Origin of the sequence: Rhodococcus sp. TAF43 (genome assembly GCF_052113525.1) — a bacterium.
Taxonomy (GTDB): Bacteria; Actinomycetota; Actinomycetes; order Mycobacteriales; family Mycobacteriaceae; genus Prescottella.
Window position 1 is genome coordinate 162174 of the sequence record NZ_JBFRDL010000002.1, and the last position, 18822, is coordinate 180995.

Below are 18822 nucleotides of genomic sequence, written 5' to 3' on the forward strand. Positions count from 1 at the left end.
CCAGTAGTCCTCGATGTTCCGTATGCGCCGTCTGCCCCGAGCTGCTCTCGCGCTCGCGCTCGTTCCCCTGGCAGGGCTGGCGGTTGCATGTGGCGGTTCGGACGCCGCGGCGTCCGACGCCGCGACCGATCAGTTCACCCTCAAGGTCTACGACCCGGGCAACTCCGGAGCGATTGCGGTCGGGAAGCGTGACGGTGACTTCGACCGAGCGCTCGCACCGCTCGGAGCGAAGATCGAATGGGTCAAGACCGCACCGGGATTCAGTTCCAACCTCAAACTGTTCAACACCGGGGAACTGGATATCCAGACCGGCGCCTACAGCCCCGTCGTGGGCGCGCTGTCGAAGGACGTCGGCGTCCGGATCTTCGCGACGTCCGACCCGTACAACAAGGACCAGAGTGGCATCATCGCCACACCCGGGTCGGGCATCGAGAAGCTCGAGGACCTCGCGGGCAAGCGGGTCGCCGTCAATCCGGCGGCCAAGGGCGAGTACATCGTCCTCAAGGCGCTGACCGCGGCGCGCATCCCTATCGATTCGGTGGCGCGGGTACCGCTGCAGCAGACCGATGCGGCGTCCGCGTTCTCCACCGGGCAGGTGGATGCGTGGGCCTCCTTCCTTGCTCCTTACCAGGAGGCGAAAGTGAAGGGTGCCAAGGAGATCGCCACCGAGGGCAGCATCGACTCGGTCGATAACACGATCGTCGCCGGCCGCACCGCGGTGCTGCAGGAACATCCCGAGGCGGTGCAGAAGTTCCTCGAGGTCACCCAGGACCTCACTCGCCGGCAGTGGGAGAATCCGGCCGCGTTCGAGAACGTCTTCGAACAGGCCGGTCCGCGGGCGCTGAGTGGCCGCGGACTCGTCTGAGCCCGAACCGATTTCAGGAGGACTTCCGTGACCATCCGTGTCGGGTACTTCCCGAACAACAACTCCCTGTTCGCGCTGCGCCACAACGGCCTGCTCGAACTCCGTCTCCCCGACGTCGAGTGGGTCGACCTGCGCGACCTGCCGTCGACGCGACGGGTCGATCCCCGGCACGGGTTGCCGACGCTGCACTCGGACTGGCTGTTCGAGGACGGCGGCTACGACGTCATCGGGACCGGGTTCACCCCGCCGATCACCGCCCTCGGTCAGGGCCGCGACCTGGTCTACGTCGGCATCTCCGGCCCTCGGGTGGAGAACGGCCGGCTGGTGACCCTCGCCGACTCGGGTATCCGCACCGCCGCGGACCTGCGCGGCAAGCGGATCGGGATCACGCACGGGTCGTGGCAGACCACGCTCGCGCTGCTCGCCCTCGACCGCGAGGGCCTGACGTGGTCGGATGTCGTGCCGGTGGATGTCGATGTGAACGAGGGCGGCGGGGCACTGCTGCGCGGTGACCTCGACGCCTGGGTAGGCGCCTATCCGGGGCTGGCCGACGTGGAGGCTGCCGCCCGGCTGCACACCCTCGTCGACACCGACGGGCTGTTCAGTCATCCGTCACTGTGGTTCGTGCGCCGCGACTTCGCCGAGAACCACCGCGCCGAGCTCGAGGCGGTCATCGCCGCGCTGCAGGAATCCGACGCGTGGATCGTCGCGAATCCTCGTGAAGCGGCGAGATTCTTCGTCGAGGACGCCGAAAGGCGCGGGGGCACCGCAGATCTGAACCGTTGGGAGGAGGCACTGCGCGGCCGGCCATTCGGGATCGGTCCGGTCACCGAGGAGTTCCTCGACGAGCAGCAGCGCGCCGCGGACCTGCTGTATGCCAACGGTCTGCTGCCGAAGCCGGTGGCGGTGCGCGGCGCGGTCCTGCCGTGGATCGGCGGGGTGGTCGAGACGACCCGGCCCGGCGTCGCGGTGTGATCGGTCGGCCGGCACCGGCTACCCTGGTCGTCGAGTGTTCGCGTTCGTGGCGGCACACGTGAGCAGCAGGGATGGCGTCGATGGGCAGGCAGCGGGGCGGCCGCAGAACCGAGGGGCGCACTCCTCGCGGTGACGAGGGAGGACCCGTCGCAGGGGCCTACGAGATCGACACCGGGATGTGCGAACTCGAGGAGGATCCGTTCGATCCGCAGAGCTGGATCGTGAAGATCAACGGTGAACCGAGTTCGCACATCGACCTCGCCGATCCGCAGACCCTCGCTTTCGACTACATGCGGTGGATATCCGAACTGTCTCGTTCCCAATGGGATTCGCAGACCAAGCTGCGGGTGCTCCACCTCGGCGGCGGCGCCTGCACGCTGGCCCGCAGCTTCGCATCCGTGTACCCGGAGGCGCGTCAGGTGGTCGTCGAGCTGGACGGCCGCCTCGCCGTGCTGGTCCGCGAGTGGTTCGACCTGCCGCGGGCGCCGCTACTGCGGGTTCGGGTGGGGGAGGCGCGCGCGGTCACCGAGACGCTCACCGACGACAGCCGGGACCTGATCATCCGGGACGTGTTCGCCGGACGCAGCACGCCTCGGCCGCTCACCACGCTCGAGTTCACCAGGCAGGCACGCCGCGTGCTGTCCCCGGGCGGCATCTACGTGGTGAACTGCGGCGATACCCCGGATCTGCGCGGCGCGCGCGCCGAGGCGGCGACGATCGGCGCGGTGTTCGAGCACACCGCGATCATCGCGGACCCCGCCATGCTCAAGGGCAAGCGTGACGGCAACATCGTCATCGCCGGCAGCGATGTCCCGATCGGAACGTCCCCGACACTCGCCAGTCGCGTCCTCGGTGGCGGCACCCCGGCCCACGTGTGGCAGGACGCCCAGGTCCGGCGGTTCGCCGCGTCGGCGAAGGTACTGCGCGACGAGGGCACGCCGACCGAGGGGTGACAAGGATGCTTGACATCTGGGTGTCAACCATCTTTTACTCTTCCTGTGACCGGTACACCACGCGGCAACCGGGTGCGCGAGCATCGCAAACAGGCCGGGATAACGCAGGCCGAACTGGCACGTGCGGGCGGTGTGAGCCGTCAGAGCATCGTGTCGGTGGAGGGCGGCGACTACGCGCCGAGCGTCTATCTCGCGCTGCGTCTGGCGCGGGCGCTGGACGCGAGTGTCGAGACGCTGTTCCCGTTGGACGAGGAGGGGTGACGATGAGTGTCTTCGTGAACGCCATGCGGGTCGTGGGAGATCGCCGTCGCGGTCTACGTGATCGGCGCGGCCGGAATTGTCGCCCGCCTGCTGGTGTCGAACAGCGACAGCGCGTCGTCGACGTGGGCGGGCGTGATTGTCGGGGCGGCGATCGGCGGCGCCGCTGCCGTCGTCGGCGTCCGGATCAAGCGGCGGCGCCGGGCGCGGTTCGAGGCGGCCGACGACTAGGGCGTGGCGCGCCACTGTCAACCGGTGGCGGCACAGCAGTTCCCGGTTCCGGTTCGGTGCGCGGATGCCCTTCGGCTTCCGTTGTCCTGCAGGGCGATCAATGCGCACATCGCCGCGCAATGTGCTGCTGCGCGAACAGTAGGGTGCATGGCTATCGCCCATGCTCGTCGGGCTGTCGATGACATCTTGCCTTCCATTTCCTCGGTGGAGTTCTTCGTCTACGTCGTTGTTGTGGAACAGATTCGGCGTCGTCGGGTCAGTGGCTGTGGTGACCGGATGCCTGCTCGGGTACCGGTGTAGTCGCGTTGTCGGCAGTCACGGTGAACTCGGCGGTACGCACCACTCCCTCGTGTCGGAAGTCCAAGAACAAGCGGTAGGCCCCGACGCTCGGCATGCCGGCGTAGAAGTTGATGGCGGGCCCAGCCGGTGTAACGCCGTCACCGGGATGGCCGTCCGGGTGGACGTGGAGATACGTGAGGTCGGAGGCGTGTAACGCGACCAGATGGCCGTACGCGCCCAGATAGGGCTGCAGGTCCGTTACGGGTTGCTTGTCGCGGCTGACCGAGAGCGTGAGCTTCGATGTTCGGCCTGCGTGGGCCGCCCCGTCGAGGGAGACGGTGTAACTGTCGACCGTCGCAGTGGCGGTCGCGAGGGGCAATGGCCGCGGCTCGTAGGTGCCTGCGACGTGCACGTCCGCACCCAGCGTGATTCCGTCGCCGCCGTCCGGGGTGAAGTCGGCGAAGATTCGATAGTCGCCGGCGTGATCGAAATCGACTGGCACATGCCAGGTTCCGGACGAATCCAGTTCGGGGTGCACGTGCTGAAATCCGGTCAGGTCGTGGTTGACCGCGATCGGATGCAGTTGCTTCTCGTGGGCGTCGGTGTACCGGGTCAGTGGGATTCCGGTCGAATCGACGATCCGGAACTGCAGGGGTACCCGGCTCCCGACGGTCGTCTCCGACGCTGCCAGTTCCAGTGTGTAGCCGCTCTCGCTGAACATCAGTCCTCCAAGTGGTAGGGCGGTGGCAGCTTCCGTATCGGAAGGGCTGCGGTTGTCGTGCGTCTCGGGGTTGCGTACTGCGATGCCGCAGGCCGCATTGCAATTTGTACTATACCCCCCTAGGGTATCGATCGGTGAGACAATCACCGACGGGAGATCTGATGTGCCCCTGTGGTGGGCGCCGATCGAGGATGTTCGAGTATTGCCTGTTTGGCGGGCATTTCGCGTCCGTGCGGGCCAGTGTTCGCCGTGGCTTGATCGTCCAGATCGCCCTTGATCTTCCATTCCATCGCCCATACCCCGTACAGGTAAGGAAGGGGCAGTATGTCCACGCAAGCACAATCCACCCGAAAGTGGTGGGCGTTGGCGTTGATAGCCGCCGCGCAGTTCATGGTCATCATGGACACCTCCATCATCGGTGTCGCTCTTCCCCAGATGCAGAGTGATCTGGGCTTCTCCCAGGAGGGCCTGACGTGGGTGTTCAACGCCTACGTCATCGCATTCGGTGGGCTGCTCCTACTCGGTGGGCGCCTCTCGGATCTGTTCGGTGCCCGCCGAGTGTTCACCGCCGGCTGGCTGATCCTGCTGGCCGGTTCCGTCGTCGCCGGTGCCGCCGGCAACGTCGCCGTCGAGCTCACGGGCCGCGCAGTCCAGGGCGCCGGTGCGGCACTCATCGCGCCGTCGGCCCTCACCCTGTTGATGATGCTGTTCGGCAGCACGCAGAAGGAGATGACCAAGGCGCTGTCCATCTACGGTGCTGCGGCCCCGGCCGGCGGCACCGCCGGGGTGTTCCTCGGCGGCGTCATCACCGAATACGCCAGCTGGCCGTGGGTCTTCTATCTCAACATCCCCATCGCCGTCATCGCACTGATCGCCACGCCCTTCCTGATGCCGAACGCCGCCGCGCGCACCGGATCGATCGATCTTCTCGGCGCACTCGCCGTCACGGCAGGCCTCGCTGTCGGAGTCTTCGGCATCGTCAGGGCACCCGACGTCGGCTGGGGATCGGGGCAGACGTGGCTTGCGCTCGCGGTATCGGCCGCATTGTTGGGCGCCTTCGTGATGATCCAGTCCAAGCGCCGCGAACCATTGGTACGACTCGGAATCTTCAAGGCACCCAACCTCGCCGCCGCCAACATCGCTCAGCTGGTCCTCGGTGCGGCGTGGATACCGATGTGGTTCTTCCTGAACCTGTACCTGCAGCAAGTGCTCGGTTACAGCGCCTTCCCGGCCGGTGCGGCTCTGCTGCCGATGACAATGCTCGTCATGCTCGGCATGATCGTTGTCGCTCCCAGGGCCATGCAGCGGTTCGGAGCCAAGACGATGATCGTGGCAGGGTTGCTGGTTCTCGGAATCGGGCTGGGGTGGATGTCGTTGGTGCGGCCCACCGGCAACTTCTGGGTCGATGTGCTGCCGGCGTCGCTGGTGGCAGCGGCAGGCATGACGCTGGCGTTCATTCCCTCACTGGGGACGGCGATTTCGGCCGCACGCCCCGAGGAGGGCGGATTGGCGTCCGGCATCGTCAATGTCAGTTACCAGGTCGGCTCTGCTGTCGGGCTGGCCGTGATGACGGCAATCGCAACCGTGTTCGGTGCTGACCAGCTCGGTGACCTGACGGAGCTGACGAACGGGTTCTCCGCAGTCTTCATCGGTGCGGCAGTCATTGCGCTGGTGGGCGCGGGTATCACCGCGGTAGCGATGCGATCGACCAAGGTTGCCCCGGAGCCTGTGAACGCCTGACCCGCAAAGCTTCGAATCGAACAGGAAGGCTCAACCCATGCCCACCAATCGCACCTACCTCGTCGCCGGAATGACCTGCGGAAGCTGCGCGGGAAAGGTCACCAGGCACGTCGAGCGGATTCCCGGAATCATCGGCGTCGACATCGACCTCGCCACCGGCGGAATCACTCTCACCAGCGAGGGTCCGGTCAGCGACGCCGATGTCCGGCAGGCCGTCGAGAACGCCGGGTACAAGCTCACCACCAACTGAGCAACCGCACATACAGGTCGACTTCGCCGCCCGTCCCGGCCACCCCCACCGGCGGTAAGCCAGGACGGGCGGGGAGCCGACCGCTCACGAAACCACAGAGGACTGCTATGCCTCGTTTCACACCTCTCACCCCGGACACCGCTGTCGGTGCATCACGGGATCTTCTCTCCGACCTGGTCTCCCGTCATGGACAGGTTGGCGACATGGTCTCCACGATGGCGCACTCGCCCGCCGTGCTGGGCGGCTACCTACAGCTCAGCCGGGCCATGAAGCGCGCGAAACTGAGCCGCAGGATCGGCGAGCGAATCTCGATCGCGGTCCAGGCCCGGCAGGGTTGCGCTGCCTGCCTCGAAGCCCACATCGCCGCCGCGCACGCCCACGGTGTCGAGACCGCCGAGATCGACCGTGCCCGAGAGGGCACCTCGGCCGATCCCGCCATCGCGGCAATGATCGACCTCGGCCTTCGCGTCTACCGGGAACCGACCTCGATCACCGATGAACACGTCGCGGACCTTCGCGGGCACGGCTACAGCGACCGCGAGATCGCCGATGTCGTCGGCATCGTCGCCCTCAACCTCCTGACCGGCGCCTTCAACGTCCTCGCGGGAGTGAAGACTACCGACGGCTAGGCCGGTTCGGGTTCGGAGTCCAGCGGGACCTCCCGTGCGGCGCGGATGCCGATCCAGGCGCCGATGAGGGTGAAGCCCAGCAGGCAGCCGGCCCCCACACTGCCGAGCACCGTCAGCCAGGTCTCCGACAGCGGGGCGAGGGCGCCGAATCCGGTGAGGATCGAGCAGTAGCCACCGATCTGCATCGTGCGGCTCCCGGCTCGGTGGGCGGTGGTCCACGCCTCGTCGCTCACCATCGTCGACGGTGTCCGAATGCCGGCGTACGGGTTTCGCTTCAGACGGCCGCTGGCCGCGGCCCGCGACGCCCAGACGACCGCGACCCCCGCGATGGTGAAAGTCAGCCACAGCAGCACCCGCAACCCGATCGACTCCATGGGACTCACGCTAGATCATGAGCACGACACACACTCATGCTCCGGCGGGCAACGTGCTGAAGTCGGCCGGTCGGCCCTCCGCGAAGGCGGCCAGCGCCTCCCTGTTCGCGGGCCCGCCCAGCATCTCGCGGAAGCACGCGTTCTCCCGTTCGCGCGCGGCGGCGATCTCGGCGCGCAGCGGCTCGGTCATCGTCCGTTTGACAGCGATCAGGCTCGAGATCGGCTTGGCTGCCAGGGTTTCGGCGTGGGCCCGGGCGACGTCCATGAGCTCGTCCGGCGCGCACACCCGCCACACCAGGCCCATCTCCTGGGCTTGGTCCGCGTCGATCCACTCCGAACTCATCAGCACCCATGCCGCGTTCTGCCGGCCGATCAGCTTCGGCATCAGGTAGCTCGACGCGGCCTCCGGTGCCACGCCGAGATCGGTGAACGGGCACTTGAGCCGCGCCTGGCTGGACATGAACGTTAGATCCGCGAACCCGAGGATGGTGGCACCGGCACCCAGCCCGAGTCCGTTCACCGCGCAGATCAGCGGCTTGGGAAAGTTCACGAGTGCGTCGATCAGGCCATTGAAGCCATACTTGCCGCGCTGGTAGTTCGGATCGGTTGTGAGCGCCTGCATCTCGCGCAGATCGGTACCCGCGCTGAACGCGCGTCCGTTGCCGGTGAGCAGCACCACCGCGACTTCCGGGTCGTCGGCGGCGGCCAGCAGCGCCTCGGTGGTGGCGTCGTACAGCGCCTCGCTGAACGCGTTGAGTGCGTCGGGCCGATCGAGCGTCAGTGTCCGTACGCGGGCGCGGTCGTCGATGAGAATGCTCATGCCAGCACAGTAGAACGTGTTGCAGCTTCAGGGGTGCGTATCCCGTTCAGGAGGACGCAGGGTGCCGCCGATTCACCGTTTGCTTAAAAACTGATATCACTTTAATATCTGTTTTGATGGTGCGCGACGGACTGCGCCACGCTGACGAGAGGGCACCCATGACTGCCGGGACATCCGGGACATCCGCAATCGAATCCGTTCCGATCGAGGCCACGGGGGTGGAGGAGCGTCCCGGCTGGTCCGCGAACGGCTGGCCCTTCGCGATCGGCGGGCTGCTGGCGATCGTCGCCGGCGCCGGTCTGATCGCCGCCGGGATCCTGCTCGGGTCGGGGATCAACATTCCGCTCATCGTCGCCGGGGGAGTGTTCCTCTTCGGCGCGCTCGACGCCCTGGTGGGGCTCGTGCTCGTCGAGCCGGGGCAGGCGCGGGTGCTTCAGCTGCTGCAGGGCTCCTACTCGGGGACGCTGCGGCAGGACGGACTGCGCTGGGTCAACCCGCTGAACACACGCCGGGCCATCTCCACCAGGATTCGCAACCACGACACCGGGAAGGCGAAGGTCAACGACGCGGACGGCAATCCGATCGAGATCTCCGCCGTGATCGTCTGGCAGGTCCGCGACACCGCTCGCGCCATGTTCGACGTCGACGATTTCGAGGAGTTCGTGGCGGTCCAGACCGAGGCCGCAGTGCGGCACATCGCCGGCAGCTACCCCTACGACGGCGGCGGGGAGTCGATCTCTTTGCGGCAGAACGCGGACGAGATCACCTCGAAGCTGTCCGACGAGGTGGGTGAGCGTGTTCGGTCCGCGGGCGTGCAGGTGATCGAGTCGCGCATCAATCAGCTCGCGTACGCCCCGGAGATCGCGCAGGCGATGCTGCGGCGCCAGCAGGCCGGTGCCGTCATTGCGGCGCGCGAGCAGATCGTGCAGGGTGCGGTCGGCATGGTCGCCTCCGCGCTGGACCGGCTCGAGCGCGAGCACACCGTCGAACTCGACGAGGAGCGCAAGGCGGCGATGGTCTCGAATCTGCTGGTGGTGCTCTGTGGCGACCAGGGCGCCCAGCCGGTCGTCAACACCGGAACCCTCTACCAGTAGGCTGCGCCGTCATGGTCGAACGCAAGAAGGTGCTGTTGCGCCTCGACCCGGCCGTGCACGACGCGCTCGCGCGATGGGCCGCCGACGACCTGCGCAGTACCAACGCGCAGATCGAGTTCCTGCTGCGACGTGCGCTGGACGACGCGGGACGGGCGCCCTCGAACGCCGAGAAGATGCGGCGACCGGGACGCCCGCGCCGCATGTAGCTCAGTTCCGGGCGAACCGCGCCGGCTCGGTGTTCGGCACCTGCGAGACCTGCCCGCGCGCCACCAGGTGGCGCAGGTGCGCGGCGGCCTCGGACAGCGCCATCCCCTTGGCCATCGGGTGGAACTTCTCCCACGGCCGGTACCACTTCATCCGCTCGGCCACCTGCCACACGGTGATCTCGTCGGTGCCGAACGCCTCGTACAGGTGGTCGAGGCGTTCCTCGTGGTGATCGATCAACTCACCGGCACGGCCCGCCACATCGACGATCGGAAGACCGTGCGCGCCGAGCCCGCGGGTGACGTCCATCTTCTGCACGCGGCGCAGCGACTCCATGAACTCGGCGAGCGCGTCACGCTCCTCGAGCGGGTACACGAAGTTGCCGATGTGCGGGGTGGTCTTCTGCAGCACGTGGTCGCCGGTGAACATGACGTCGGCATCCTCGAGGTAGAAGCACACGTGGCCGGGGGTGTGACCCGGAGTGAACACCGCCCGCAGGTTCCGTCCGCTCAGTCCGATCAGCTCGTCGTCGACCAGGACGCGGTCGGGTGCCGATTCCGGACCCACCGGGGGATCGCCCTGCGCTGCCTTCTCGAACGCCTCCCGGTCGGTCAACGACGCGCCGGCGCGCTCGAGGTTGGACAGCTGGAAGTCCATCCACTCCTCGTTGCGGCCCGACGACATCTTCTCGAACATGTCGTGGTCGGCCTCGTGCATCGCGATCCACGCGCCCGACGCCTCACGCACCCGGCCGCACAGGCCCGTGTGGTCGGGGTGGAAGTGCGTGAGCACGACGCCCTCGACCTCGGACACCGAATGCCCGATCGACTCGAGGCCCGACGTCAATCCCTCCCAGCCCTCGTCGCCGTCCCAGCCGGCGTCGACGAGGATCACCCCGCCCGGCGACTCCATCGCGTAGACGAGGGTGCTGCCCAGCGGATTGTGGGACATGGGAACAGAAATCTGGAAGATGCCATCACCGATGGCAGAAGCACCTGACATTTGCGCAACCTCGTTGGCTAGATGAAGAACCCGCTCTACCTATGCCTTCATAGTTACTCTTCGGGTTTCGGGGCGGCGTGACCGGTCCCACTTAGCGGAAAATGGCGGCTATGCGACCAGGTCTGCGTACTCGGGGTGCGACGCGACGTACTTCTCGACGTACGAGCACGACGGCACGATCTTGAAGCCCTGTTCGCGGGAGGTGTCGAGGGCGGCCTTGACCACCTGGCCGGCCAGGCCCTGGCCGCGGAAGTCCGGGTTGGTAACGGTATGTCCGAAGTCGCGGACGCCGTTCGTCTCGATGTAGTCGGCATAGCCGGCGAGGGCGTCGTCGACGTAGATCTCGAAGCGGTTCTCTCCCGCGTTGTGCTCGATCCTGTTCGCCACGGCCGGGCTCCTTTCGTTTGCTTACGATCGCACGTTACCCGGGTGCAGCGCCGGATCGAGGGGAAGTATTCCGGGTCATCCCCGTGAGTGAGCCTCGACAGGACCGCGAGAAGTGGGTGCCGACTTCATAGGGGAGAATCTCGAGGCGGCCGCGAACAAGTCATGTTCGATCGAAGCACGCATGCAGGAGCTGACCACGTGAGCAGAAGACCTCCCATAAGTGGGAACCGTTCTCTTCCTTCGCCGCCGCCGGTCGGAGTTGCCCTCACGATGCTCGCCGCCTGTGGCTTGTTGTATGTGGTAGGAGCGCGCACTGCCTTCGGCCAGCGGGCTGAGAACTCTCTGATCGTCGGATACGCCGACGACGCCAGGATCTGGGCGATCATGGACACGGTCGGCCCGCCGCCTCTGATTGCGGATTCGGCGACCCTGGTCGTCGGCGCCTTCCTCATCGTGTTGGGGGCAGCGCTGCAGAAGCGATGGCTCGACGGTGCCGTCGCTATCGTGATCGTCGGGGCGGCATCGGTCACGACCCAGCTCGTGAAGGAAGTGCTACCACGGCCCGACCTCGTCGGTGCCGGTTCAGGATTGACCGAGGTCAGTTTCCCCAGCGGTCACGTGACCATCACCGTTGCTCTGGCCATCGGGGCGTACCTGGTGGCACCCGCCTGGGCCCAGAGTTGGGTGGCAGCACTCGGAGCTGTCTGGGTCTCCACCGTGGCCGGAGCCGTCCAGGCGTTGTACTGGCATCGCCCCATCGACGTCGTCGGCGCCACTCTTCTCACCGGCACATGCGCATTGTCGATCGTCGTCCTCGCCCGTCGATCGGCACCTCGATCGCTGCGGCCGATCTTCGCACCCGCTGCACTTCCGACGCTGCTGCCTGCGGCCCTCGCCGCACTGCTCGCCGCGTCGCGCGAGGATTCCTGGGCTCGGCCGTTGGTGTTCAGCGTGGCCGCCTGGTTGTCAGCGGTCGTGCTGTGGCTGACTCTCCAGGCGCTTGCGGCCCCGAAAACACAGTCACTGGACCCGGCGGGTCCGTCCGCAGTGGGAGGCGCGCGTATTCCTCACCGGCGGTCCCTGTACACGCCGCACTCCCCGCGCACTTCACGCACTCGTGGGTCGTCGGGGAGGCTGCCGCGGCCATCGACAAGGTGATGTGCCGGTCGGTCGCTGGCAGGTCGGCAATCACTGTGTGGCTCGGCGTCGATCATCGTCTGCGCCAGTTCGGGTTTTGTGGCAAAATCCACCTCGTCACTGATTCTGGCGGCCCGGCACCACTCCCGATCGATCAGCGCCCGACCCCGGTCGGAAGCGTAGGCGAGAAGCACCCTGCACGTCATCACGCATCCTGTCGCAGTCCCGGGAGTAGAAGTTCAGCAGCCGCTGCATGCCCTCCGGGCCCGCATCACCGGCCGTCTCGGCCAGTGTCCATCCGTTCTTGCGTTCGACCTCGGCGAGTAACCCGTGCACGTAAACGCCCATCCGGCGCCGCGACTCCGCCTGCGAAAACCGGTGGCCGAACCGCGCATAGAACGCGGTGAAGCCGTGTCGACCACTTAAGCACCTCTGACTGCACAGAGAATCAAATACCACAACAGTCGTCACAAACTGTCGTTGTAGTAGTCGTTGCAGTACTAGATCAGGTCCAGGGGCTCCCCGAACCGGTCGTAGTAGACCTCGTAAGCGAGCCCGCCAAGATTGGCTGGATCACCGACGTCGATGTGTGCCGGCATCCGGCTCGGCTCTGTGAGAACCGCTTCGTACCTCACCCGCCCCTGGCTGACGACCCACTGCGCTGCATCTTCCAGGCCATCCTCGGACTCATTGGGCCCCAGATAGGACCGATATGGCTCGTCCTGTAGCTCGGCGGCGAAGTCCAAGAACAGATCTTGGAACTTGTAGACGGCGTCCTTCGGCAGTCGTCCAAGAATTTCGCGAAGGCGTTCACGGCTCCTCGCGGACTCCTCTACAACGTCCCAGAACCAGTCGACGTCCGGACCCTCGTCGTGACGAACATCGTCAGCCAAAGCCTCTCCCAATCTTGCAGACGAGCAGACCTACCGGCATCCCATCGGCGATGAGGCCGGCCCGACCGCAACCGCGCGCGATCACTTCATCCCAGCACACGCTTGGAGACCATGCCTTGTCAGAGACGCCCTAACGGGATGTCGACCCTTCCGGCTCCTCTGGCTTCTCCGTGTCCGCGGTGTCCTCCGCCTCCTCCGGGCCCTCTGGGGCGCCGGCGGCGTCCTCCACCTGTGGAGTGCGGGTCGGCCGGATGAGGATTTCCAGTGCGAGAAGCGCGACCAGGGCAATGACGACGATCCAGAACACGACCAGTCCGGTCGGGTACCGCCAGAACACCAACAGCAGGGCGGCAACCCCGATGATGAAGCACCGCAATGGCACTCGTGCCTGACCTGCCCACCGTTCCACGTTGGTGGGGGTCCGGTCGGTGCGAGGGTGTCGCACGAGGTCGAGCGACTTCCCGTATCCGCGGCGTATGGCCATGGCCGAGGACGAGCCACCGATCAGGTACGCGCCGAGCGCGATAACCAGGCCCACCACCGCGACGGCACGCAGACTCGTCCGCAGTGGCACGGCGACGGTGTCGATGACGGCGGTCGCCGCGTCCGGGGACAGCACGTCTGCCGGAACCGCGTCGAGGTAGAACGCGCGTCCGACGAGGATTCCCACTGCCAGAACGAACATTCCGACGGCGACGGCCAGACCCGCGAGGGACAGGGTGTGCAGCCGTCGGCCGCGGGGCGCGATGCCGACCGCGGCAGCGGCGCAGGCGATCCCCAGCCACGGAAGTATCGCCGAGGCCTTGTCGAGCGCGTTGACCGCGCGCTGGGCCTTGACCAGGTCGGGGGATTGGAACAGCACGAACTGCTTGTCCACCGTCGGGATGTTCTCGGCGAAGGAGAATCCGCGATCCGTCAGTTCGGTGCGCACGTTGTCGATGATCGTCGCCAAGGAGATGCTGACGGTGCCGCTCTGGTCGACCTCCACGGAGCTGGGGCCGTAGTTTCCGGTCACGACCGCGACGAGAGCGTTGTGCGCGGTTCGGTTCGCCTGGATCCAGAGGTCCTGGAACTGTTGGGATTCGACGAAGGACAGCACGGTCTCGTGGACGAAGCTCTTCGCCTGTCCCGCGATCACCGGCGCCAGGCCGACGACTGCCTGATCGACGCGGGGTGCCTTCTCGTTCAGGTTCGAGACATCGACCAGCGCGTTCAGGGCGTCGGCGGTGAGTGCCTCGATGTCGACCCGCGAGAAGATCTCGTCGGTGACCTGATTGGTGATCTCCGATTGGACGGCAGGGTCCTCGGCCAGCGGTGCGACGGTGGTGACGTAGCGATCGGTATCGAGGATCTGACTGCGGGTGAATCGGGAGGTCACCGACACGATGGCGAGGAGGGCGACCAGGACCAGCAGGATCGTGACCGCCGTCCAACGCAGCCAGTGATGCGGAGTCCGCGGCGCCGCACCGGCAGCGCCGGCGCTGCCGGATTCCCGAGCACGCAAAGTCGCGACCTCGGAGCGTAACCGGAGTAGTTCCGAACGCTCGTCGCTGTCGAGGGGGCGGTCGTTCGTGCCCTCGTCCATCACGCTCCAATCCGATACGGGCGGTCGTCGTGCGAGTCAGGCCTCCCGGGGGTTCCAGGTGGCCACCGCCCAGATCACGACTGTGTTGAGCGCGACGAGCAGGATGGCCCACAGTGGGTAGTAGGGCAACCACATGAAGTTGACGAGAATCGACAGCGAGCAGATCACCATCGCGGCGACCCGAGCCCAGGTCGCACCGGTGAAGAGGACGGCGCCGACCAGCGCGATGATCACGCCGAGCACGAGATGGATCCATCCCCAGGTAGTGACGTTGAACTTGTAGACGTACTCGAGTCCGACGACGAACACCTCGTCCTTCGCCACCGCGGAGATCCCTTGGAGGAACTCGAGCACACCGATGGTGACCAGCAGGACTGCCGCCCCCATCGACGTCCCTTTTGCTACACCCTGCTTGACCACATCGTCGGACATGACCTCGTCCCTTCACTGGAGGGTGAAACCGGCCTGGTGCGACTTATTCTCCTCCGAGCGGACGCATCACGGCACCGATTTCATCTCCCCCTTTTCCTCGGGGCTCACCATGCGGACAGAACGGGCGCTCCATGGTCGTGATCCGCGCCCGCGAGATGGTCATTCAAGACCTGTCGCGCGGTGATCCGGCGGTTCGATCGCGGTCGCTTCGTCGAACAGCGTCGGTTCGGTGGGGTTGCCGAACAGTTCCATCTGACGCGGCTTGATTGCGTGCGGTATCGGTCGACCGGGATCGGGTAGCGCGACGACGCGCAGCGCCGATCGCAGCGCCTCGTGGGTCTGCGCCCACGCCCTCGCCTCGTGGTCGCACACGTCGGCCTCCTCCGAATCACCCTCGGCACGGGCCTGTTCCGCGGACTCGCGCCAGCTGATCTCCTGCTCCGACGTGGTTCGCAGATAGTCGAGGAGCGCGTCGCGGTCGTGACCGCACACCTCCGCGACCTCCTCCGCGCTGAGGACACCGGCGCCGTGTGGATCGAGATGGAGCAGCGTCAACAGCGCCGCCGGCAGGTCGTCGTCGGTGTCCACGGAATCGATGGGATCCGGGTTCTTGGCGTCGGGGGACTCGACACCCGAGTCGTCGTCCGCGAACCGCGACCCGTCGAATCGGGCAGCGAACCGTGCGTCGACGGTGGGCAGGAACTTCCCGATCACGTCGATCGCGTCGACGAGATGACGCGGAACGAAGGGGTTGCCGGAGATGTCGATCGACGCGTTCAGCCGATCCTCGTCGAGGGTGAACCGGATATCGGGCCATTGTTTGGTGAGGTCGCAGATGTTCTCGGCCGCCCGCGTGCGTCCCGCGACCGCGTGCAGCAGCGGAATCCACAGTCGCACGAGGGGCTTGTCCGGGTGGGCGATGACGAAGACGGGCTGACCGCCGAGGGTGAGGACGACGTCGCCGTCATCGTCGAGCTGCGGCACGAAGCCCAGCGCCTGATCGACCGTGCGCGAGATCAGTTCCCGGAGTTCGGACGGGTCGCGGGGTGCCACCGCGGCGGTCTCGTCGAGCGTCGACGATGCCGGCCGCGCTCCGTCGGGCGCGTCCGGGGTATCGGCGCCGAGGAGATCGGTGCCCTCGAGCGTGCCGATGATCTCGGGGTTCAGAAAACTCGGGTGGGGGACGCTCCAGACCTCTCGCAGCGTGGTGACGGTCATCGCGGCGAGCTGGTCGGCCCAGCGCTGTTCCTTGTCGACGAAGAACGCGGGCGATCCCTCGTCGGGTTCCTCGTCCGGCAGGCGGGTGGGCCGCCCCCATCCCAGCGCGCACAGGCGGTCCTCGGACTCCGGCGACAGCACGTGTCGCGGCGCGAGATACGCGTTGGACGACACCTCGCTCCGCACGTACTCGTCGTCCCACACCAGGAACTGCACCCACGGTGTGAATCCGTCCACCGTGGTCTCCTCGATCCAGTCGAGAATCAGGATGTCGTCGTTCCGCATCGCGGAGAGATGGTCGGCGAGTCGACTCTGGAATCGCGTCCAGGACCGGTCGATCGCGTGGTCGAAGCTGTCGAAATCGAACATCAGCCCCCCTGTCCTTCGGGATGGAGCGTCACTCGGGAGGCGCCCCGCGGGGCCCTCCGTGTCGTGCTGTCATCAAGGTAGCGCGGACCTCCGACAAGTTCGGGAACGGCCGGTCCGGCGCGTGTTCGTCAGTTCGCGAGCAGTGCCGCGGCGCCGGCGGGCAGCTCGGATCCGGGGCGGCGTCGGAAGAGCTCCGCGGGCCGGCCGGTCCCGCTGCTCGACATCCGCCCGGTCGTCTCGAGCGAGTCGATGACCGTCCGCCGGAACGAGTCCTTCGGCAGTGCGTGCCCGTGGATCGCCTCGTACAGGCGCCTCAGTTCGAGGACGGTGAACACCTCGGGCAGCAGTCCGGACGGGTCGACGCGGTGCGCGTAGCGGGTGCGCAGATCGTCGATCGCGTGCGACACCATTTCTGTGTGGTCGAACGCGAGTGGTTCGGTGACCACGCGGCCCTCGATGCGAACGAGTCTCGCGGCGTGCGGAAGTCGGCCCAGCGGGAGGGCAGCGCCGTGCGCCATCGACAGCACCCATCCGCGGTCGTCGCGATCGGGGGCGTCGAACATTGCGAGCTGATGGAAGTCGGTGCCGGTGAGACCCGCTTTGGTCTGCAGCGCGCGCTCGGCGGCGTCGGACAACCGCTCTGCCGGGCGCAGGAACGAACCGGGGAGGGCGAGTCCGCGCGGGCCCTCGACCACCAGGACGTTCAGTTCCCCGGCGTCGACGGTGAGCACCGCGACGTCGACGGCGACGGACGGACGGGGATAGTCGGTGAGGGCCTTGCCGGCCGTGTCGGACCACGTCGTCTTCGCTGCTCGTTTCGTCACCCTTGCAGATTAGCGCAGTGATGATCTAATGTTTAGCGCAGAAACGATCTAAAGGGGGTTCGGGTGGAGCTGAACGAACGGACGGCCGACCGCGCGGCGGGCGTGCTGCTCGCGACCGCGGCCGGCGACGCACTCGGTGCGGGATACGAATTCACCACTCCCGGAACGGGAACGGTGATCGACATGATCGGTGGGGGGATCGGCGCGTTCGCACCCGGCGAGTGGACCGACGACACCTCGATGACGCTCGTGATCGCGGAGGTCGCGGCCTCGGGTCTCGACATCGGCAGTGGTCCCGGGCTGGATGCCGTTGCTGCGCAGTTCGTCCGGTGGTTCGACTCCGATCCGGCGGACATCGGGAACCAGACGTCCGCGGTGCTGTCCCGGCGGCCGGTGTCGGCGTCCGAGATGGCCGAGGTGGCGTGGGCGGTGCCGGGCCGTAAGGGCGGCAACGGCTCGCTGATGCGGACCGCGCCGGTGGCGCTGGCCTACCTCGACGACGTCGACGGGTGTGTGCGGGCGGCGCGCGCGATCGGATTGCTCACCCACCACGACACCCGTGCGGTCGAGGCGTGCGAGATGTGGACGTACGCGATCCGGCATGCCGTGCTGCACGGGACCTTCGACGGTGTCCGTGGCTACCTCGACGGTGCGCCGCGGCCGACGCGTGAGTACTGGGCGCCGCTGCTCGACACGGCCGAACGCGGCGGTCCGGCGGACTTCCCGAACAACGGCTGGGTCGTCGACGCCCTGCTCACCGCGTGGTGGGCGATCACCACCACCGGCCCGTCCGGTCCCGAGCATCTGCCGCGGGCGCTCGAGCAGGCCGTGCGCGCCGGACACGACACCGACACCACCGCCGCCATCGCCGGTGGCCTGCTCGGCGCGCGGTGGGGTGCGTCGGCGGTGCCGGACCGGTGGCGGCGGATGCTGCACGGCTGGCCGGGTTACCGCGGCGAGGACCTCGCCCGCATCGGCGTGCGGATCGCGTCGGGGCGCACGGTAACCGCCACTACTCTTAACGGGGAGAACGCATGACAGTCATCGACATCGCCGAGGGCGACATCACCACGATGCGGGCGGACGCGATCGTCAACGCCGCGAACTCGTCGCTGCTCGGTGGTGGGGGAGTCGACGGTGCGATCCACCGCCGCGGCGGACCCGCCATCCTCGCGGCGTGCCGGAAGTTGCGTGCGACGACGCTGCCGGGCGGGTTGGCGGAGGGGGCGGCCGTCGCGACCACCGCGGGCAACCTGGCCGCGACGTGGGTGATCCACACCGTCGGCCCGCGCTACTCGCGCCACGAGGACCGCACCGCGTTACTGCGGTCGTGTTATCGGAGCAGTCTCGCGGTCGCGGACGACCTCGGCGTGGCAACCGTCGCGTTCCCGCTGATCTCGGCGGGCGCCTTCGGCTGGCCCACGGACGACGCGGTGCACCAGGCGGTGTCGTCGATCCGGGCGACCCGCACGAACGTCGGCGTCGTCACGCTCGTCGCCTACGATCCCGCGATGGCGGCGACGATGCGTCGCGCGGTCGGCTAGAGCGAGTTTCCTGATCGGCGAGATGTCTGTGCCATCCG

The 18822-nt window shown here is 67.1% G+C and carries 22 protein-coding genes and 2 pseudogenes; 13 read left to right on the plus strand and 11 right to left on the minus strand.

Translation table 11 applies throughout. The annotated features are described in order from the left end of the window. Positions 1–13: 13 nt before the first annotated feature. The 5 genes and pseudogenes from AB4Z09_RS02195 to AB4Z09_RS02215 form a co-directional block, all read left to right on the plus strand. A pseudogene (locus AB4Z09_RS02195) lies at positions 14–859 on the plus strand (NrtA/SsuA/CpmA family ABC transporter substrate-binding protein); the annotation flags it as partial. Between the two features lie 33 nt (positions 860–892). Then, positions 893–1840 (plus strand): ABC transporter substrate-binding protein, encoded by a 948-nt coding sequence (locus AB4Z09_RS02200; protein WP_442239070.1) that lies wholly within the window; start codon positions 893–895, stop codon positions 1838–1840. Positions 1841–1920: 80 nt separating this feature from the next. Then, complete coding sequence (locus AB4Z09_RS02205) at positions 1921–2793, plus strand: spermidine synthase (protein ID WP_442239071.1); 873 nt, start codon at positions 1921–1923, stop codon at positions 2791–2793. A gap of 45 nt (positions 2794–2838) precedes the next feature. After that, on the plus strand, positions 2839–3054 hold the full coding sequence (locus AB4Z09_RS02210; RefSeq protein WP_174909285.1) for a helix-turn-helix transcriptional regulator: 216 nt from the start codon (positions 2839–2841) through the stop codon (positions 3052–3054). Positions 3055–3111: 57 nt separating this feature from the next. Beyond that, complete coding sequence (locus AB4Z09_RS02215; RefSeq protein WP_442239072.1) at positions 3112–3282, plus strand: hypothetical protein; 171 nt, start codon at positions 3112–3114, stop codon at positions 3280–3282. Positions 3283–3538: 256 nt separating this feature from the next. Here the strand turns inward: AB4Z09_RS02215 and AB4Z09_RS02220 are convergent, their stop codons facing one another. Beyond that, a complete protein-coding gene (locus AB4Z09_RS02220; RefSeq protein WP_442239073.1) occupies positions 3539–4282 on the minus strand; it encodes a hypothetical protein in 744 nt (247 codons plus the stop codon). A gap of 324 nt (positions 4283–4606) precedes the next feature. On the opposite strand from AB4Z09_RS02220, the gene AB4Z09_RS02225 reads away from it, so the two are divergent. The 3 genes from AB4Z09_RS02225 to AB4Z09_RS02235 all read left to right on the plus strand — a co-directional run bounded on the left by AB4Z09_RS02225 (position 4607) and on the right by AB4Z09_RS02235 (position 6901). Next, entirely contained in the window at positions 4607–6022 is a 1416-nt protein-coding gene (locus AB4Z09_RS02225; protein WP_429518104.1) for an MFS transporter, read from the plus strand. Positions 6023–6059: 37 nt separating this feature from the next. Further along, positions 6060–6272, plus strand: coding sequence for a heavy-metal-associated domain-containing protein (locus AB4Z09_RS02230; protein ID WP_442239074.1), 213 nt, complete (start codon positions 6060–6062; stop codon positions 6270–6272). Positions 6273–6475: 203 nt separating this feature from the next. After that, positions 6476–6901, plus strand: a complete 426-nt coding sequence (locus AB4Z09_RS02235) for a carboxymuconolactone decarboxylase family protein (RefSeq protein ID WP_442239075.1) — start codon at positions 6476–6478, stop codon at positions 6899–6901. On the opposite strand, the gene AB4Z09_RS02240 is transcribed toward AB4Z09_RS02235, so the two are convergent. Both AB4Z09_RS02240 and AB4Z09_RS02245 read right to left on the minus strand, forming a co-directional pair. Beyond that, a complete protein-coding gene (locus tag AB4Z09_RS02240) occupies positions 6898–7275 on the minus strand; it encodes an SdpI family protein (protein ID WP_114724305.1) in 378 nt (125 codons plus the stop codon). The two genes, AB4Z09_RS02235 and AB4Z09_RS02240, sit on opposite strands and share 4 nt — an antisense overlap. A gap of 34 nt (positions 7276–7309) precedes the next feature. Beyond that, on the minus strand, positions 7310–8095 hold the full coding sequence (locus AB4Z09_RS02245; protein WP_442239076.1) for an enoyl-CoA hydratase/isomerase family protein: 786 nt from the start codon (positions 8093–8095) through the stop codon (positions 7310–7312). 158 nt (positions 8096–8253) lie between these two features. Here AB4Z09_RS02245 and AB4Z09_RS02250 point away from each other — a divergent pair, with 158 nt between their 5' ends. Then, positions 8254–9189 carry an SPFH domain-containing protein gene (locus AB4Z09_RS02250; RefSeq protein ID WP_442239077.1) on the plus strand — a complete coding sequence of 312 codons (936 nt, stop codon included), beginning with the start codon at positions 8254–8256 and terminating at the stop codon, positions 9187–9189. Between the two features lie 11 nt (positions 9190–9200). Further along, positions 9201–9395 (plus strand): hypothetical protein, encoded by a 195-nt coding sequence (locus tag AB4Z09_RS02255; protein WP_442239078.1) that lies wholly within the window; start codon positions 9201–9203, stop codon positions 9393–9395. 1 nt (position 9396) lies between these two features. On the opposite strand, the gene AB4Z09_RS02260 is transcribed toward AB4Z09_RS02255, so the two are convergent. Together AB4Z09_RS02260 and AB4Z09_RS02265 are read right to left on the minus strand one after the other, a co-directional pair. Next, complete coding sequence (locus AB4Z09_RS02260) at positions 9397–10395, minus strand: MBL fold metallo-hydrolase (protein WP_114724308.1); 999 nt, start codon at positions 10393–10395, stop codon at positions 9397–9399. A gap of 108 nt (positions 10396–10503) precedes the next feature. Next, on the minus strand, positions 10504–10782 hold the full coding sequence (locus tag AB4Z09_RS02265; protein ID WP_114724309.1) for a GNAT family N-acetyltransferase: 279 nt from the start codon (positions 10780–10782) through the stop codon (positions 10504–10506). A gap of 384 nt (positions 10783–11166) precedes the next feature. On the opposite strand from AB4Z09_RS02265, the gene AB4Z09_RS02270 reads away from it, so the two are divergent. Then, a complete protein-coding gene (locus AB4Z09_RS02270; protein ID WP_442239079.1) occupies positions 11167–11940 on the plus strand; it encodes a phosphatase PAP2 family protein in 774 nt (257 codons plus the stop codon). 47 nt (positions 11941–11987) lie between these two features. On the opposite strand, the pseudogene AB4Z09_RS02275 reads toward AB4Z09_RS02270, so the two are convergent. The 6 genes and pseudogenes from AB4Z09_RS02275 to AB4Z09_RS02300 all read right to left on the minus strand — a co-directional run. Next, positions 11988–12361 (minus strand): annotated as a pseudogene (locus tag AB4Z09_RS02275) (IS701 family transposase); the annotation flags it as partial. A 58-nt stretch (positions 12362–12419) separates the two neighbouring features. After that, positions 12420–12812: a DUF4240 domain-containing protein gene (locus tag AB4Z09_RS02280; RefSeq protein ID WP_442239080.1), complete on the minus strand. Its 393-nt coding sequence runs from the start codon at positions 12810–12812 to the stop codon at positions 12420–12422. Positions 12813–12942: 130 nt separating this feature from the next. Next, a complete protein-coding gene (locus AB4Z09_RS02285; RefSeq protein WP_442239081.1) occupies positions 12943–14397 on the minus strand; it encodes a hypothetical protein in 1455 nt (484 codons plus the stop codon). A gap of 36 nt (positions 14398–14433) precedes the next feature. Continuing rightward, positions 14434–14829, minus strand: coding sequence for a DUF7144 family membrane protein (locus tag AB4Z09_RS02290; protein WP_114722303.1), 396 nt, complete (start codon positions 14827–14829; stop codon positions 14434–14436). Positions 14830–14988: 159 nt separating this feature from the next. Then, the gene (locus AB4Z09_RS02295) at positions 14989–16416 is read right to left on the minus strand and encodes a T3SS (YopN, CesT) and YbjN peptide-binding chaperone 1 (protein WP_442239082.1); all 1428 of its coding nucleotides are present in this window, start codon (positions 16414–16416) and stop codon (positions 14989–14991) included. A 128-nt stretch (positions 16417–16544) separates the two neighbouring features. Then, on the minus strand, positions 16545–17240 hold the full coding sequence (locus AB4Z09_RS02300) for an NUDIX hydrolase (RefSeq protein ID WP_114722301.1): 696 nt from the start codon (positions 17238–17240) through the stop codon (positions 16545–16547). Between the two features lie 63 nt (positions 17241–17303). Here AB4Z09_RS02300 and AB4Z09_RS02305 point away from each other — a divergent pair, with 63 nt between their 5' ends. Next, positions 17304–18278: an ADP-ribosylglycohydrolase family protein gene (locus AB4Z09_RS02305; RefSeq protein WP_442239083.1), complete on the plus strand. Its 975-nt coding sequence runs from the start codon at positions 17304–17306 to the stop codon at positions 18276–18278. After that, on the plus strand, positions 18275–18784 hold the full coding sequence (locus AB4Z09_RS02310; protein WP_442239084.1) for an O-acetyl-ADP-ribose deacetylase: 510 nt from the start codon (positions 18275–18277) through the stop codon (positions 18782–18784). The genes AB4Z09_RS02305 and AB4Z09_RS02310 overlap by 4 nt, the downstream gene beginning before the upstream one ends. Positions 18785–18822 lie beyond the last annotated feature (38 nt).